At 71.1% G+C, this 15,717-nt stretch carries 10 protein-coding genes; 5 read left to right on the top strand and 5 right to left on the bottom strand.

The features are described 5' to 3' along the window. Positions 1 to 21 precede the first annotated feature (21 nt). Positions 22 to 1,047: a hypothetical protein gene (locus tag K330_RS0114585; protein WP_156875830.1), complete on the bottom strand. Its 1,026-nt coding sequence runs from the start codon at positions 1,045 to 1,047 to the stop codon at positions 22 to 24. A 198-nt stretch (positions 1,048 to 1,245) separates the two neighbouring features. Here K330_RS0114585 and K330_RS22900 point away from each other — a divergent pair, with 198 nt between their 5' ends. The 3 genes from K330_RS22900 to K330_RS0114570 are packed head-to-tail and all read left to right on the top strand — an operon-like array spanning position 1,246 to position 3,559. Next, entirely contained in the window at positions 1,246 to 1,821 is a 576-nt protein-coding gene (locus K330_RS22900) for a hypothetical protein (protein WP_156875829.1), read from the top strand. Beyond that, positions 1,821 to 2,729 (top strand): glycosyltransferase family 2 protein, encoded by a 909-nt coding sequence (locus K330_RS21550; protein WP_022922552.1) that lies wholly within the window; start codon positions 1,821 to 1,823, stop codon positions 2,727 to 2,729. Before K330_RS22900 ends, K330_RS21550 begins: the two co-directional genes overlap by 1 nt. After that, on the top strand, positions 2,726 to 3,559 hold the full coding sequence (locus K330_RS0114570) for a glycosyltransferase family 2 protein (RefSeq protein WP_022922551.1): 834 nt from the start codon (positions 2,726 to 2,728) through the stop codon (positions 3,557 to 3,559). Before K330_RS21550 ends, K330_RS0114570 begins: the two co-directional genes overlap by 4 nt. A gap of 103 nt (positions 3,560 to 3,662) precedes the next feature. Here the strand turns inward: K330_RS0114570 and K330_RS0114565 are convergent, their stop codons facing one another. After that, positions 3,663 to 5,108: a DUF4082 domain-containing protein gene (locus tag K330_RS0114565; protein WP_169448588.1), complete on the bottom strand. Its 1,446-nt coding sequence runs from the start codon at positions 5,106 to 5,108 to the stop codon at positions 3,663 to 3,665. A 187-nt stretch (positions 5,109 to 5,295) separates the two neighbouring features. After that, the gene (locus tag K330_RS0114560) at positions 5,296 to 6,639 is read right to left on the bottom strand and encodes a glycosyltransferase family 4 protein (protein ID WP_022922549.1); all 1,344 of its coding nucleotides are present in this window, start codon (positions 6,637 to 6,639) and stop codon (positions 5,296 to 5,298) included. 113 nt (positions 6,640 to 6,752) lie between these two features. Here K330_RS0114560 and asnB point away from each other — a divergent pair, with 113 nt between their 5' ends. After that, positions 6,753 to 8,594, top strand: a complete 1,842-nt coding sequence (gene asnB, locus K330_RS0114555; protein WP_022922548.1) for an asparagine synthase (glutamine-hydrolyzing) — start codon at positions 6,753 to 6,755, stop codon at positions 8,592 to 8,594. 11 nt (positions 8,595 to 8,605) lie between these two features. Here the strand turns inward: asnB and K330_RS0114550 are convergent, their stop codons facing one another. Together K330_RS0114550 and K330_RS21545 are read right to left on the bottom strand one after the other, a co-directional pair. Further along, the gene (locus K330_RS0114550; protein ID WP_022922547.1) at positions 8,606 to 9,457 is read right to left on the bottom strand and encodes a glycosyltransferase; all 852 of its coding nucleotides are present in this window, start codon (positions 9,455 to 9,457) and stop codon (positions 8,606 to 8,608) included. 2 nt (positions 9,458 to 9,459) lie between these two features. After that, complete coding sequence (locus K330_RS21545; RefSeq protein ID WP_022922546.1) at positions 9,460 to 14,271, bottom strand: DUF4082 domain-containing protein; 4,812 nt, start codon at positions 14,269 to 14,271, stop codon at positions 9,460 to 9,462. Positions 14,272 to 14,452: 181 nt separating this feature from the next. Between K330_RS21545 and lhgO the strand changes: the two genes are divergently transcribed. After that, positions 14,453 to 15,667: an L-2-hydroxyglutarate oxidase gene (lhgO, locus tag K330_RS0114540; RefSeq protein ID WP_022922545.1), complete on the top strand. Its 1,215-nt coding sequence runs from the start codon at positions 14,453 to 14,455 to the stop codon at positions 15,665 to 15,667. The last annotated feature ends 50 nt before the right edge of the window (positions 15,668 to 15,717 follow it).

The raw sequence follows: 15,717 nt of genomic DNA, 5'->3' as shown, positions 1-15,717 counted from the left end.
CGGAATCCTAGCGCAGCCTGGTCAGGGCGCCGGGATCGCCTCGCCCCGGCCGGCGTCGGCCGTCGGGTCGTAGAGGCGGTTGTCGACCCACCTGGCCGGCCCTGGGCCACCGGAGACGTAGGCCGGCCCCCAGCCGGTGCCGGTCGCACGGTTGTCGACGACGTGGATCCCGGAGTAGGGGTGGTTGGTCTCCTCCAGGCCGAACTGGTAGCCCAGGCCCTCGAGCAGGTTTGCCTCCAGAAGGACGTTGTCGATCCTGCCGGAGAACGTCTGGATGAAGACGGCCCCCGTGTCGTTGCCGGAGCTGGAGTCGAAGCGGTTGCCCCGCACGACAAGGGCACGGTCGGGCCGGACCGCGCCGGAGAAGTCACGCACGGTGAAGGCGCTGGAGTGGTTGCCCGTCGTGGCCCCGTCGCCCCAGGCGACCAGACCGGTGACGTAGTTCCCCTCGACCCGAGCGTCCAGCTGCTCACCGGATCCCATGATCGCCAAGCCGCTGCCGAAGCCGCTGACGTAGTTGTCCGTCAGGTTCGCAACGCCGATGAAGCCGGTGGAGAAGGCGGCGGTCTCGGGGTCGAGGAGAGAGCCGTCGAAGTCGCTCTCGCGGATGGTCACCGTCGACGTGGCCATCCTCCCGCTGTTGTGGTCCGTCGTGCTGACGGCGGGCAGCCCGCGTCCCACCGAGGTCGGTCGGAAGCAGCTCTGGGTGATCGTGATCCCGCCGGCCGACAGATCGAGCGGTGCCTCGAAGCGCTGTCGTGAAAGCACCGTCCTCGCCGTCACCTGCTCGGGGCCGGTGTAGGCCGGCAACGAGTCGCAGGTCAACCCCTGGCCTGCCAGACCGACCGAGCGGGCGTTCCCCACCCCCCGGAAGGGCGCGACCGGCGAGGTGCTGGTGACGACGTCGGCAGGCGCCGTGCTGCGGCCGGCGACCCGCTGGTCGTCGTGGGTGACGTCCCTGGCGATCAGGGCGTAGACCGAGCCGCAGAGCAGCAGGAGGACGAGGAGGATGACGGTGTGCCGCGTGCGCCGGCGACGTGTCCGCACGTCAGGCATGGTGCTGCGCCCTTCCCCTAGGATGACGCCATGGGGCGCATTCTAGCGCGGGGCGTCGACAGATCGGGCTCGGCAGGGCGGGGCCAGCATGGGCCGGGGTCGGACGACGAGGTCCGTCAGGTTCGACTTCTGTGGGGGTGGCATCCGTCCCAGTGGGGCGTGGTCGTCGCCTGCCTTGTCCTGGCCGTCGTGGTGCTGGGAGAGCAGACGCACCGTAGCGGGGTGCACTGGATGCGCGCGGAGGTGGGCTTCGTCGCTCCCGAATCGGTCGCCGTCTGGCAGCAGGACCTTCCCACGGACGCTTCGCTGGTCCCCTTCGCGGCTGCGGTTCAGCGTGCCGTGGCCGGCAGGGCCCAGCATCGCTTCAGTTCCGACGAGGCGACGCTGCACGCCTTCGCCCGGCAGGATGCCTCGGTCCGGCTCGCGGACGAGGGCGGTCAGTGGGTGCAGGCCTTCAACCGTCCCACGCTCATCGTGGAGGTCGTCGACCCGGACGCAGAACAGGTGGGGCGGGTGCTTCGCGCGAAGGTGGCGGAGATCAGGCGTACCACCGCCGAGCTGCAGGCGGCCGAGGGGATCGCCGCCTCCCGGCGAATCCAGGTCACGATGGAGGCGCCGGACCGTGAGCAGGCCGCACCGTCGCGGGGGCAGCTTCTTCGGGCGGGTGTCGTCTGGCTGGGGGTCGCGGGCGTGGCGAGCCTGTGCGCAGCCGCCGCGGCTGGCCGACTCCGTCGTCGGGACCCGGAGGCGGGAGCCGCGCCCTGATGCACAGCCAGCCAGACGTGTCGCTCATCGTGGTCTCCTACCGCAGTGCCGAGCTCGTGACCAGGCTGGTGCGTTCGATCGACGCAGCGGCGGATGGCCTGAGCTGGCGCGCCACCGTGGTCGACAACTGGCCCGGTGGCGACGACCTGAGCGAGCTCGAGACCCTCGACGAGCGGGTCACCGTCGTCCGCACCGGTGAGAACCTCGGTTACTCGGGCGGATTGAACGCCGGCGTGGCGAGCGGCAGCCGCGGCCGCTTCACCGTCTTTCTCAACCCTGATCTCGTCCTGCGGCCGCGATCGCTGCACGCGCTCGTCACCGAGCTGGCGGGCGGGTCGGCCGCGGCTGTGCCCCTGATGGTCGACGAGGGGGGACGACGGCAGGACTCTCTGCGCAGAGAACCCACCCTGCTCACAACCCTGGGCGAGACGATCTTCGGCAACGGGTGGGCCGGTCGCCCGCAGCTGCTCTCCGAGGTCGTGCGAGACCCTGCGCAGTACCGTCGACGGCACCCGGTGCACTGGGCCACCGGCGCCGCTCTGGCCGTGCGCACCGAGGTGGTCGACACCGTGGGGCCGTGGGATGCGGAGCGATTCTTCCTCTACTCCGAGGAGACTGACTTCGCCCGCCGGATACGGGAGGGGGGCGGGCAGGTCATCTTCGTGCCCGAGGCGGTGGTGGTGCACCGTGAGGGGGGGTCCGGCAGCACACCGCAGCTCGACGCCCTGCTCCAGGTCAACAAGCTGCGCTACTACCGCAAGTGGCACGGCCCGGTGAGCTCTGGGCTGTTCCTTGCCCTCCTGACGGCCCGCAACGTCGCGCGGCCGCACCGACCAGGTGCTCGGGCCGCGGTGAAGGCCCTGGTGTCGAGGCGTGCGCGCGCGGCGCTGCCAGGCGGTGCGCGGTGACCTTCGGCACCATCGTCATCCCGGCGCACGACGAGGAGGCGGTGATCGGCCGGACCCTGGAGCCGCTCCGCTCGGTGGCCGGCGCGAGGGTCGTCGTGGTCTGCAACGGATGCGTCGACCGCACGGCCGAGGTCGCGCGCAGCTTCGGCGGCGTGGAGGTCATCGAGATCCCCGTCCCCTCGAAGGCGGCGGCACTGCGGGTCGGTGACGCCCGGGCCGCCGAGGGCCCCAGGATCTACCTTGACGCCGACATCGTGCTCACGGCGGTCGCGGTCAGGGACCTGATTGGGGCGCTGGCGGGGGACACCCTCGCGGGGCGGCCCCCGCACGTCTTCGACACGGCCGGCGCATCCTGGATGGTGCGCCGCTGGTACGCCGTCCGCAAGGACCTGCCGTCGATCGCCGGGGCCCTGTGGGGAGCGGGCTGCTACGCCCTGTCGGTCGAGGGACGGGCACGCTTCGGGGACTTTCCGGACATCGTCTCGGACGACCTGTTCGTCGACAGCCTCTTCACCCAGGACGAGATCACGATCATCGACACCGACCCGGTTGTCGTCACCACGCCGCGCCGGACCCGAGACCTGGTGCGGATCCTGGTCCGTAGCTACCGGACGCAGGGCGAGGTGCAGGCCGGGGCGGGTGGCGGGGCCGTATCATCCGGGCAGAAGACCCAGCTGACCGACCTGGCTCGCATCGTCCGCCAGGAGCCCGGCCGCGTCCTCGACGCGGCCGTCTACGTCGGGTTGGTCGGATACGCGAGGCTGCGGGCGCGACGTCCTCCTGCGTCTGCTTGGGAGAGGGACACGAGCTCCCGGGAGACGCGAGAATGACCGCATGCCTCGCGAGTCGCACAAGGCGGACGGGTCACGCGCGTTGCGCGTGACCCGTCCGCCTTGTGCGATCACGACTCCTGGAAGGGTCGTGCAGGGTCGATCAGGGTCGGGACAGCAGCCGGCCCTTGCCGTCCGCGGCGTTGGCGTCGTAGATGTGGTTGTCGGACCAGGTGCGGAACCGCTCGCCCGAGGCGACGGCGACCGCGCCCCACGACGTCGGTCGGAACCGGTTGTTGGTGGCGTTCACGTTGGTGTAGACCGCACGGGGGCTGTTCTCCAGGTACAGGTTGTACCCGGCGCCCTCCATGTAGTTCCCGGAGATGAACACGTTGTGCAGGCTCGCGAACGTCGGCTGGATGAAGAGGCCACCCGTGTCGTTGCCGGTCCGGCAGTCGAAGCGGTTGTCGATGAACTCGGCACGGCGCGTGTCGGTCGAGTTTTTGGCGAAGTCGCGGATGGTGGCTGCCTCGTTGTGCGAGTCACCGTAGGCGCGCAGACCGGTCACGTAGTTGTGCTTCGCCACAGCGTCGTGCTTGCTGCCGGTACCGAAGAAGCAGATGCCCGAGCCCATCCCGTGGATGTAGTTGCGCTCGAGGGTGCCGACGCCACGGAACGCGCAGGACTTGCCGATCTGCGAGGCCGGGGCAGCCGAGCCGTCGAACTCGGAGTCGGTGATCGTCACCGTCGAGGCGGAGGTGACGTTGCCGCCGCCGGTCCGCCAGTTGTCGTTGAACACCAGGTTGCGGTTGTCCCCGGTGGGCGGGCGGATGCAGGACTTGGTGATGACGATGTCACCGGCCGACAGGTCGAGGATGCCCTCGATGCGCACGCCGGAGATCCGGGTGCCGGCCCGGGGGGTCAACGAACCGGTGTACCGCGGCAGGGAGGCGCAGGACAGGCCGTGCGGAGCCAGGCCGGTGTTGGAGGCGTTGAGCTCCCAGCCGCGCAGGTCGGAGGTGGGGGACGGCTCGGGAGCGGGCGGCTCGGGAGTGGGCTCCGGCTCCGGCTCGGGCGCCGGAGCCGGGGCGGTCGTCGCCGACGGGGTGTACACCACGTCCACGAGGTAGTTGGAGTTCTGGTAGGACCGCGTAGGGAGACCGGACCGTCCGTACTTGTAGACGCCGGCCCCCGGCGACACCTTCAGGCCGTTCGTGGTCGTCGTCCGGGTGAAGTAGTCGTTCGTGGCCGGGTAGCCGCCGCGCGGGGCGTGGTAGGAGGCGACGAAGGTTTCTCCGGCCTTCACGCTCACCGGCTCGCGAAGTGGGAGGGTGCGCCAGCCCTCACGTGTCGACGGCCGGAAGTAGCGGTAGGCCACCACCTCGCCCTTGGCGTTCCAGAGCCGGGCGGTGCTCACGTCCTGCGCGCCACGGCCCTGGTAGTACTGCAGGGCCGTGATGGTGCCTGCGGCCTCGGCGGTGAAACGGACGCCGAGCTCGACCGAGTCCCGGTCGGGGTCGACGGCGACCCGGGGACGCAGGTCGTCAGGGATGGCACCACCAGAAGTGGCCGCGAGCGCCGGTGGCGCCCACGTCGTGGCGGCTGCCACGAGAAGGAAGGCTAGGACGGGCGCGAGCAGGACGCGCCACATGGCAGGGGACGTGGATGTAGGCATGCAGGAATAACCCCGTGGGAGAGGGACATTGGGACCGGGCAAGGTTAGGCGACCCGCCAACGGGCCTCACAAACGACGTGGTCGGGCGGCGTGTCTCCCCCTCGGGCGGGGGCGCGGGGTGCTACGCCTTCGACGGGGTCCGCTCGCGCAGGAACCGGCGCAGCTCGCTCTCGTCCTCGAGGCTCACCTGCGTGGGTGCCGGTGCGGGCTCGGCCGGGCGCCGGTGCGGCCAGCGACCGCGCCTGTCCTCGCTGGGCGGACGCCCCAGAAGCTCGTCAAACACCGCGACGTAGGCGACGGCCTGGACCTGCCAGTCCAGGGACTCCACCACCCGTCGTCGAGCTGCCAGACCCAGGTCCACCCGGAGGTCGTCGTCGTCGAGCAGGCGGCAGACGGCATCGGCGAAGGCCCCGATGTCACCCGAGGGCACGAGTATGCCGGCGCCGCCCAAGGACGCACGGGTCTCCACCAGGTCGAACGAGACCGACGGCAAGCCGTAGGCCATGTACTCCATCGTCTTGTTCATCGTGGACAGGTTGTTGAGCGGGGTGTTCAGGTCCGGCCCGAGCCCGACCTTTGCCGCACTGAGGTACTGGGCCACCTCTGCCGGGCCGACCCGGCCGGTGAATGTGACGTGCTCGTCGAGGCCGAGGCGGGTGCACTGCGCCCGCAGGTCCTCCAGGCAGTCTCCGAACCCCATCAGCACAGCGCGCACGTCGGTGCGTCCCCGGCGGTGGACCAGCTCGTCCATCACCAGCAGGACGTTGTCGACCCCGTCCTGCGGTCCCATGATGCCCAGGTAGGCGAGCAGGTCGGACGAGGGTGCGGCGAGGAGGTCCGCGCGAGGGTACTCGGGTCGCATGGTCGTCGTGTCGGGACAGCTGCGCACGACCGTGACCCGTTCAGGGTCCATCCCGCCCCGCCCGACGGCGATGCCCCGGTAGGACTCGTTGGTGGCGACGGACCGGTCGGCTACCCGGAAGGTCATCCGCTCCAGCCACCGGAGGACACCCAGCTGCAGTCGAGCACCCGGGCCGGCCGGCTCGCCGAACCGGGAGAGGAACAGCTCCGGCGACAGGTCGTGGTGGTCGAAGACGAAGCGCACACCCGCAGCCCGCCACAGAAGCGCGAGCAACCAGTAGGTGTCCGGCGGGTTGCACGCCTGGATGACGTCGAAACCGTGCCGCCGCCGGACCAGCAGGGACAGCCCCGCGGTCCGCAGCCACGAGTAGGCGAACTCGAGCGCGAACCCCGGCAGGCCCTTGGCCTCGGGGGCGGGGCGGTAGCGGTAGATGTGCACGCCGTCGAGCAGCTCGTGGGGGCTGTCCCCGGGGCCGCGCGGACAGATCACGGTGACGGCATACTCCTGGGACACCAGCGCCTGACACTCCAGCCAGACGCGACGGTCCAGGGGCACCGAGAGGTTCTGCACGATGATGAGGACGCGTGGCGTCGACTCCGACATCGGGTGGGCCCTCCGCAACGTTGACGCGACGGGCCTTGCCGCTGCTGCCCCCTGCCGGCTGCAGTCCTCCGTCGCACGCACTGTGTCTGCAGGTAGACGCTAGCATCAACGTCGTGTGCGGGGTAGTGGGGCTGATGCGCTTCGACGGTGGCGAGGTGGACGAGGAGGCCCTGGGCAGGATGACGGCCAGCCTGCGCCACCGCGGTCCCGACGACCAGGGCTGCTGGCGCGCGGCGGGGCTCGGGCTGGGCCACCGGCGGTTGTCGATCATCGACGTCGCCGGCTCCCACCAGCCCATGTCCAGCGCGGACAGCCGGTGGACCCTGGCCTTCAACGGGGAGATCTTCAACTACCGCGAGCTGCGGGGGGCGCTGGACTACCCGTTCCGGACACAGGGCGACACGGAGACCATCCTCGCGGGTCTCGCGCTGCACGGCATCGGCTACGTCACCCGGCTCGTCGGCCAGTTCGCCCTGGCCGCCTACGACATGCAGGAGCGAGTGCTGCATCTCGTGCGCGACCGGTTGGGCGTCCTGCCGCTGCACCTCAGCCACGACACGGACCGGCTGGTCTTCGCCTCAGAGGTCAAGGGCGTCCTGGCCGGGATGCGGCAGCGACCGTCCGTCGACCTCGAGAGCCTGGACGCCTATCTCGCCGGACGGTCGGTCCCGGCCCCCTACACGCTCTTCGAGGGGGTCCACAAGGTGCTGCCGGGTCACCGCGTCGAGGTCAGCCTCGACACAGGCCGGGCCGAGCAGGTGCGCTACTGGCGGCCGCCGGAGGAGGAGCGGGGCGCATGGTCGCCGCGCGGCGCGGTCGCAGCCGTCGATGAGGCGCTCACGCAGGCCGTGGGTGCCTCGTTGGTCGCCGACGTGCCCGTCGGGGCCTATCTGAGCGGAGGGGTGGACAGCAGCCTCATCGTGGCCAAGGCGGCCCAGCTGCACGGGGGCGGCAGGCTCAAGACGTTCGCCGCCGGGTTCGGCGATCCCCGGCACGACGAGCTGCCGCACGCCCGGCGCGTCAGCGAGCAGTTCGGCACGGACCATCGTGAGGTGGCGATCGCCGCCCGTGACTTCGAGGACCTCTGGCCGCTGCTGACCTGGCACCGGGACGCCCCGATGTCCGAGCCGGCGGACTTCGCGGTCTACCGGCTGGCCCAGGCCGCGCGTGAGGACGTGACCGTGGTGCTGTCCGGTGAGGGCTCGGACGAGATCTTCGGTGGTTATCCGAAATATGCAGCAGCCCGGGCCATGGCGGCCCTGTCGGTGCTCCCGGCCGGGGTGCGTGGGCCGGTGGGTGGCGTCCTCGACCGGCACCTGCCGGAGCGGCTCTCCCGGTTGCGCATCGCCGTCCGTGTCTGGGGCACTCGCGAACGGCAGGATCAGCACCGGGCATGGTTCTCGCCCTTTACCGCGAGCGAGCGGGCCGGCCTGCTCGCTGGCGTGCCGACGCGGACCCATGAGGACGGGCGCGACGAGGGCGACCCGGTGCGCCAGATGCTGCTCGGTGACCTCCGCGGCTGGTTGCCCGACAACCTGCTGGAGCGGGGTGACCGCATGTCGATGGCGACCTCCCTCGAGCTGCGCCCCCCGTTCCTGGACCACCGTCTCGTCGAGCTGGCCTTCCGGCTCCCGTCCGGCCTCAAGGTCCGCGGCGGTGAGACGAAGTGGGTGCTCAAGCAGGTGGCCCGTCGTCACCTGCCACCGGACATCGTGGACAGGCGAAAGGTCGGCTTCCGCGTCCCCCTCGACGCGTGGTTCCGCAGCTCGCTGCGGGCCACGGTGCGGGAGCGGCTCACCGCACCCGGAGGCTTCGTGGCGGACACCCTCGACCGGGCGCTCGTGCGTGACCTGCTCGACCGGCACGACAGCGGCTCCTTCAACGAGGACATCCGGATCTGGACCTTGATGTCGCTCGAGGTCTGGCACGACACGTTCTTCAGATCAGGTCGCTGAGCCGGTGCCCCTCAGCCGTGCACCTGGGACCGGAGGCTCTGCAGCCCCTCCTTGCCGAGGGTGGCGACCGCAGCCCGTCGCACCAGCGCGCGGCTGACGTCGCGGGCCGACCTGAGCGGGGCCCGGACCAGACGGTCGTGGACGAGGAGCCGCCGCCGGGGGAGGGGCATGTCGTCCAGTGCGAAGGGAAAGAGGTGGGTCCACGGCGAGGGGGACACCAGCCGACCCCGCACGCGGTTGCTCACGTTGGTGCCGTGGATGACCTGGAGCCATGCCGGTGGGCCGCCCAGCTCGGTCACCGGCATGTGGCGCGAGAGGCGGTTGTGCCAGTCTGCCCAGCAGGTGACGGGCTGTCGGGCCGGTTCCACGACCGAGCAGAACGCGTTGACGCGGTCGGTGCGCGCGTAGACCCCCTCCGGTCCCTTGATCAGACCGTGCGTCAGGTAGAGGGCGCGGCGTTCCGTGCTGGCCGCAGCGGCGCGTCGCACCCGCTCGGAGAAGTTCACCGCGAGCCCGTCGTCGTTGTCGAGGTTCGTCGTCACCAGCAGGTCCGCCCCGCGGGTGACCGCCCTCAGGTCGGCCCGCAGGGTCGCCGGCGGCACCTCCGCGCGGTAGAGCGGTGTGAACAGTCCGGTGTCGACGTACGGCGAGAGCGCGTCCACGAGCCAGCCTGGGCTCTCCGGGTCGAGATAGACGATCCACCGCGGCCTGGGGCCGGCCTGCACGGCGACCGACGGGGCGCAGTACCTGGCGAAGAGGGCCACCCGCCGCTCCAGCCAGGCATCGCTGGCCCTGATCCGCGCCTCGACACCTCCCGAGGGCAGGTTGAAGCGGGTCAGCAGAACATGCTCGACCGTCGGCATCGCTACGACCCGGGCGCGAAGAGCACGTCGACCCAGTAGTTGGCCGCGTTGTAGGAGCTCACCGGGAAGGTGACCTGCCCGGAGTAGGCATAGACGCCGTTGCCACCGCTCGCACCGTTGGCCAGCGCCTCCAGCGGACCGCTCGAGTGCCCGGAGCCGAAGAATCCGCCGTCCGCGGAGTAGCGGCCGTTGGGAGCCAGGTAGGACACGACGTAGACGGTGCCCGGGGTGATCGCGACCGGGGTCGCCAGCATGGCGGTCTGCCACCCGCGCGCCGTCTCGCCCGCGAACGCCACGCTCGCGAGCAGGGTCCCGTCGTCCGCCCACAGGACGCCGGTGTGCGGACCTGCGTTGTCCGGACCACCCTTGTAGAACCGCACGCCGACGACCGATCCGCCCACCGATGCCCGGAACTTGGTGCCGAGGTTGACCGGGCCGGGGTCGTCGATCGTGGTGCTCGTGGGAACCGTGGACGTGCTCCAGAGGGAGACGTAGTTCGCGCCGAGGACCGAGAAGCTCCACGACGAGACGCTCACGAGCGGGTTGCGGTCCAGGTCTGTGGCCGCCTCCACCGTGGCGGTGTAGGTCGCGCCCGCCGCCAGCGGGGCGGACGGGGTCAGCACAGCCACCCGCTCGGCCCCGTCGTAGCTCACCGAGGCCGGCACCAGGCTCCCGGTCCCGTCCCGCAGGGTCATGATGATGCTCCCCGGCACGACTGCCTCGTCGAACGTCGCCCGGACGACCTCCTGGACCCCCACCGTGGCACCCGGTGACGGAGCGCGGTCCACCACGCTCGGTCCGGACACGTCGCTGAAGATCACGTCGACCCAGTAGTTCGCCCCGCCCCAGCTCTGTGCGGGGAACCCACCGGGGCCGTAGGAGAAGACGCCGTTGCCCGACTGGTCGCTCGTGGCCGGCGCGGTGAGCGGCCCGTTGGAGCGCGCCGAGCGAAGACCTCCGCCGGTCGCCGCGTAGCGACCCGACGGCGCGTGGTAGGACGCGACATAGGTCGTGCCGGGCTCCACCGGGACCGGCTCCGGGAACAGGGCCTGCTGCCAGCCGGTCCGGGTCTCCCCGGTGAACGCCGTGGTGGCGAGCAGCGACCCGGTCGCAGACCACAGCCGGCCCACGTGCGGTCCCTCGTTACCCGGACCCTTGTAGAAGCGCAGGCCGGTGAGCTGTCCGGCCCGGTCGGTCCGCACCCGCACTCCGACCTCGACCGCGGAGGCGTCGTTCTCCGCCGCGACCGCCGGGACGGCGCTGGTGTCCCACAGCGTGACCGGGGAGGCGCCGTCGCGGGTGACAGTACGGAAACCCCAGGTGTAGGGCTCCGTCATGGCGTTGCCCGACCCGTCGCCGGCCGAGACTGTGGCCATGTACTCCGTGCCGGGGCTGAGGTCCCCGTCGGGGGCGAGCGTCGCCGTCGAGGTGGCTGCGTCGTAGGTGAGGCTGGCGGGGACCGGGCCGGCGGGTCCTTCGAGGCGCAGGCTCAGGGAGTCGGGGGCGACCGGCTCGCTGAACGAGGCGACCACGGGGGCGGAGAGCGCCACGGAGACCAGGTTCGGCGCCGGCTCCACGTTCACGACCTCGGGAGGGCCGACGTCGGGGGCGGTCTGGAACACGATGTCGGCCCAGTAGTTGGCATCACCCCACGACCCGGTCGGGAAACGGGGGTCGCCGAAGGCGAAGACACCGTTTCCGCCCACCGCCTCGCCGCTGGGTGCCCGGACGGGGCCGCGAGCGACCTCGGAGGTGCGGAACATCCCGGGATCGACGCCGTAGGTGCCGTGCGGCGCGTGGTAGGAGACGACGTAGGTGGTGCCCGGGGTCAGCTCGACGGGGGTCTCGAGCCGCACCTGCTGCCACCCCGACCCGGTCTCGTAGGTGTAGGCCGCGGTGGCCAGCAGCTCGCCGGCGGCGGACCAGAGGTGTCCGACGTGAAGGCCGTTGCTGCCTTCCGCCTTGCAGAACCGCAGCGCCGTCACCGAGCCGGCGACAGAGACGCGGAACTTCATCCCGAGCTCGACCGGACTGGGGTCCCCGTCCGTGACGGCCGGCACCGCGGACGTGTCCCACAGGCTCGTCGGACTGGTGCCGGGAGGACCGATGGTGGTGAAGACCCAGGTGTGGGGGTCCATGACGTTGCCGGTGGTGTCACGAGCGCCGCTGACCGTGACGGTGTAGTCGGTCAACGGGCCGAGGGCCGACGAGGGGCTGAAGGTGGCTGTGCGGCTCGGCGGGTCATAGCTGACGGTGCCGGCTGTCGAGGACCCGTCCGGGCCGACCAGGCTCATCTCCACCGTGTCCGGGTCGACCTGCTCGTTGAAGGTCGCGGTGACGACCGTGCCGGGGGCCACCGACTGCAGGCCCGCTGCGGGGGCCTGGTCGACGACCGCGGGGACGACACGGTTGTCGGTGTCGAAGACGACGTCGACCCAGTAGTTGCTCGCACCGAAGCTCGACGTGGGAAAACCCGGGCCGCCGTAGCGGTAGACCCCGTTGCCTCCCTGGGCGTCGGAGGCTGGTGCCGTCAGCGGAGCCAGCTCGTAGGCGGCGGCGAAGTAGCCTGCGTCCGCGGAGTACCGCCCCTCGGGCATGAACACCGAGGCCACGTAGGTGACGCCCGCGCTCACGGCGACAGCGGGCATGGTGAGGGTCTGCCAGCCCGAGGCGGTCTCGTCGGCGAAGGTGGCACTGGCAAGCTCACGCCCGTCCTGCGTCCACAGGCGCCCGACGTGGGTCCCCGTGTTGCCGGGACCCTTGTAGAACCGCAGACCCGTGAGGAACCCGTCGATCTCCGAGCGGAACCGCACACCGACCTCGATGGGCGTGGTCTCGTCGACGGACTCGGTCTGCGGGATCGTCCCCTCCGGCCAGATGGAGCACGGAAAACCCCTGGAGACCCCCTCCAGGAGCACCAGGGCAGCCGCGCCGATGTTGCAGCTGTCGTCGATCGCGCGGACGTGTACCTCGATCGTCCCGGTCTCCATCGGGGTGAAGACGTAGCTCCACGACTCCAGGCCCGTGGCCAGGTGCCAGCTCACCCCGCCGTCGAGCGAGACCTCGACGGCGGCGACGATGCCGCCACCGGAGTCGGTGGCGGTGCCGCTGACGACGACGGGAGCACCGATGGGCGCCTTGGCCTCCGGTGCCGGGCTGGTGATGGTCACGGTAGGGGCAAGGGTGTCCGTGGACGCGCTCGCCGGCACCAGGCCGGTCTGCCGGGTGACGGGCTGGACGCCCATGTCCGCCAGCACGTTGAGCGTGGCCTGCTGCGTGGCTGCGTCGGTCGGTGTGCCCGGGTCGCAGATGTGGTACTCGTCCAGCCCGTAGGACCACTGCACGGTGCCGAGGCCCCAGACGAGCGCTCCGCTCGCGGCCCGGTACATGGTGGTGTGGTGGGTGCAGGTGCCACGGACGTACGTCGAGCCGTGGTCCACCAGCAGCTGGGGGACCTCGGCCTCGGTGGTGGACAGCCGGATGAGTCCCGGCGGCCGGTGCCCGTTGTCGGCATCCACGTCGAACTCGTAGCCGAGGGTGTTCGGCGAGAGCTCGTAGACCTCCCCAGGCGCCAGGTCCGCGATCGCCGTGTCCCGCCAGGTGCGGTGCCGTGCGTACTCGGCAGCCACCCGGATCCGTAGGTCCGGGGCGGAGACGGGCAGGATGGCGCGGAACAGCGTTCCGGTCAGCTCGTTCTCCGGGCGGCCACCGTTGGAAGGGGGGCTGAAGCGGGGGTCACGCCAGGTGCCGGTCCACTCGGGCAACGGGTCGATCTTGGCGTTGGCCAGGGTCTCCTTGTAGCAGACCAACGTCCGGTCGGGCGTGGTCGTGCCGTCGACGGACGGCTCCATCCGCACCCGCCAGAAGTACTCGTTGCCGGTCATGAAGATGAGATGCACTCCCCGGTCACGCGCCTCGGTCACGTGGTCGCGCTGAGGGCCGGTGACGTACTCGTCGTGACCCGAGGAGACGAAGACCTTGCGGTCCTGCAGGACCGAGGCGTCACGGTGCACGTCGATGCCACCGCAGTAGGCGACGTCATATCCGTTGCGTTCGAGCCATCGCAGCAGGGCGATCTCGGCGTTGAAGAAGTTGCTCTCGGCCTCGCCGTTGTTGAACGGCCGGTTGTAGCTGACCTTGTAGGCACGCCCCACCGGCTCGCCGTAGTAGAGGCTGTTCCCGCCGTAGCGGTTGTAGGCGTGCATCGTCATCTCCGACGTCTGCACGAGGATGTCCGACGGGCCGGACCGACGGACGACGAAGACGGTGTGGCTGGACCGTCCGCCATCCGTGCGGTCGAAGAGGGCGTAGTAGACACCGGACAGGGCGTCGTCGGGGACGCGCCAGGTGGCCGACACCGCCCAGTTGCCGCAGTCGATCAACCCGGTGGCCTCGTCAACGAGCGGATCGGGCTGGGACTGGGGAAGAGAGACCGACGGGGTGACGTCCGCGAGACGGCGCGCGCCGTGCCCCTGGTACCACCCCAGGCGGTAGACCCGGATCCGGTAGGCGGTCGCGTCGGTCCTGATCTTGAACGTGACCGTCTGCCCGGGCAGGAAGCTGTACTCCGTGGTGAAGCCGGCGATGGCCTCGTCGTCCTCCCACGACTCCCACTCGCTCATCGGCGAGCCGGCCAACGCGTTCTCTGCCGCGACGGTCCGCCCGAAGCCCGAGGCCGTGAGCGGCCCCGGGGGTGCTGCGGACGCGGGTCCGGCGGCGGCGATGGCCCCGGCCCCGGCGCCCGCGCCGGCATACCCCAGGAAGCCGCGCCGACTCAGCTGTCCTCTCCGACGGCTGTCCTTCGAACCGCTCACTGCACTCTTCTTCCGTCACGGTGGAAGTCACGCTGGCAGCGCGGACGAACGACCCCTGCACGACCGAGCACCTGCGCCAGGTGCGCCGCTGCGGCCCCGTGACCCTGCTCACGGTGCCTGGGACGAACCTAGCGCAGGACGGCCCCCGGCACCAGAGCCTCGAGCGGACTAGGGTGCCTCCATGCCCAACGCCCACGACGTCGTCGTGATCGGGGGCGGGATCGTGGGGTTGGCGACCGCGATGACGCTCCTGCAGCGCCGGCCTGGTTCGGACGTGCTCGTGCTCGAGAAGGAGCAGCGGCTCGCGCAGCACCAGAGCGGCCACAACAGCGGGGTGATCCACGCCGGCGTCTACTACGCGCCCGGCTCGCTCAAGGCGCGGCTGTGCGTCGAGGGGGCTCGTGCCACGCGGGAGTTCTGCGACGAGCACGGTGTGGCCTACCGCGACACCGGCAAGCTCATCGTCGCCACCGACGAGGCCGAGCTGGCGCGGATGGAGGCGCTCCACGAGCGTGCCGCGGGCAACGGTCTGGACCTCGAGCGGATCGACGCTGCCGAGCTGCACCGCCGCGAGCCGAACGTCGCCGGCCTCGGCGCGCTCTTCTCGCCGAGCACCGGGATCGTCGACTACGCCCAGATATGTCGTGCGCTGGCCAGGGAGGTGGAGCGCCTCGGGGGCGAGGTCCGGGTGGGGTGCGAGGTCATCGGCCTGATCGAGACTCCCGGCCAGGTCAGGGTCGAGCTCCGTGAGAGCGACGAGGTGGCTGGCCCCGTGGCGGCCCGTCGGCTCGTCGCCTGCGGCGGTATCCAGGCCGACCGCCTGGCCCGGATGGCGGGCGTGCGCACCGACGTGCGCATCATCCCGTTCCGGGGGGAGTACTACCGGCTGCCCGAGAGCCGCCACGACATCGTGCGGGCGCTCATCTACCCGGTGCCTGACCCCTCGCTGCCGTTCCTCGGCGTGCACCTGACGCTGATGATGGAGGGCGGCGTCACGGTCGGGCCCAACGCGGTGCAGGGCTGGTCGCGGGAGGGTTACCCCAGGTTCGCCGTCGACGCCCGGGACACGGCCGACGTCCTGAGCTTCCCTGGCTGGTGGCGATTCGCCCGGGCCAACCTGCGCAGCGGGCTCGCCGAGCAGTGGAACTCCCTGTCCAAGGGGGCCTACCTGGCGCTCGTGCGCAGGTACTGCCCCAGTCTCGGCGTCGACGACCTGGGACCGCACGAGGCCGGTATCCGGGCGCAGGCGCTCCGGGCCGACGGCACCATGGTGGAGGATTTCCTGGTCCTCAAGACCCCCCGCACGGTGCACGTTCTCAACGCACCGTCGCCCGCCGCGACGTCGGCCCTGCCGATCGCAGGCTTGGTCGCGGACCACCTGACCGGACCGGCCTGAGCCCGCGTCGGCGCACCCTTGGACCCGGTGGCCCCGGGACGTTGGTCCAG

The sequence above is a fragment of the Ornithinimicrobium pekingense DSM 21552 genome (assembly GCF_000421185.1).
Lineage (GTDB): Bacteria > Actinomycetota > Actinomycetes > Actinomycetales > Dermatophilaceae > Ornithinicoccus > Ornithinicoccus pekingensis.
Note: the sequence above shows the minus strand (reverse complement) of the source record. Positions and strands in the feature narration are given on the sequence as shown.

What these genes read in the sequence shown, in the direction of transcription:
- K330_RS0114560 (WP_022922549.1), bottom strand. Translation starts at nt 6,639, where the DNA reads ATGTCGGAGTCGACGCCACGCGTCCTCATCATCGTGCAGAACCTCTCG.
- lhgO (WP_022922545.1), top strand. Translation starts at nt 14,453, where the DNA reads ATGCCCAACGCCCACGACGTCGTCGTGATCGGGGGCGGGATCGTGGGG.
- K330_RS21550 (WP_022922552.1), top strand. Translation starts at nt 1,821, where the DNA reads ATGCACAGCCAGCCAGACGTGTCGCTCATCGTGGTCTCCTACCGCAGT.
- K330_RS0114550 (WP_022922547.1), bottom strand. Translation starts at nt 9,457, where the DNA reads ATGCCGACGGTCGAGCATGTTCTGCTGACCCGCTTCAACCTGCCCTCG.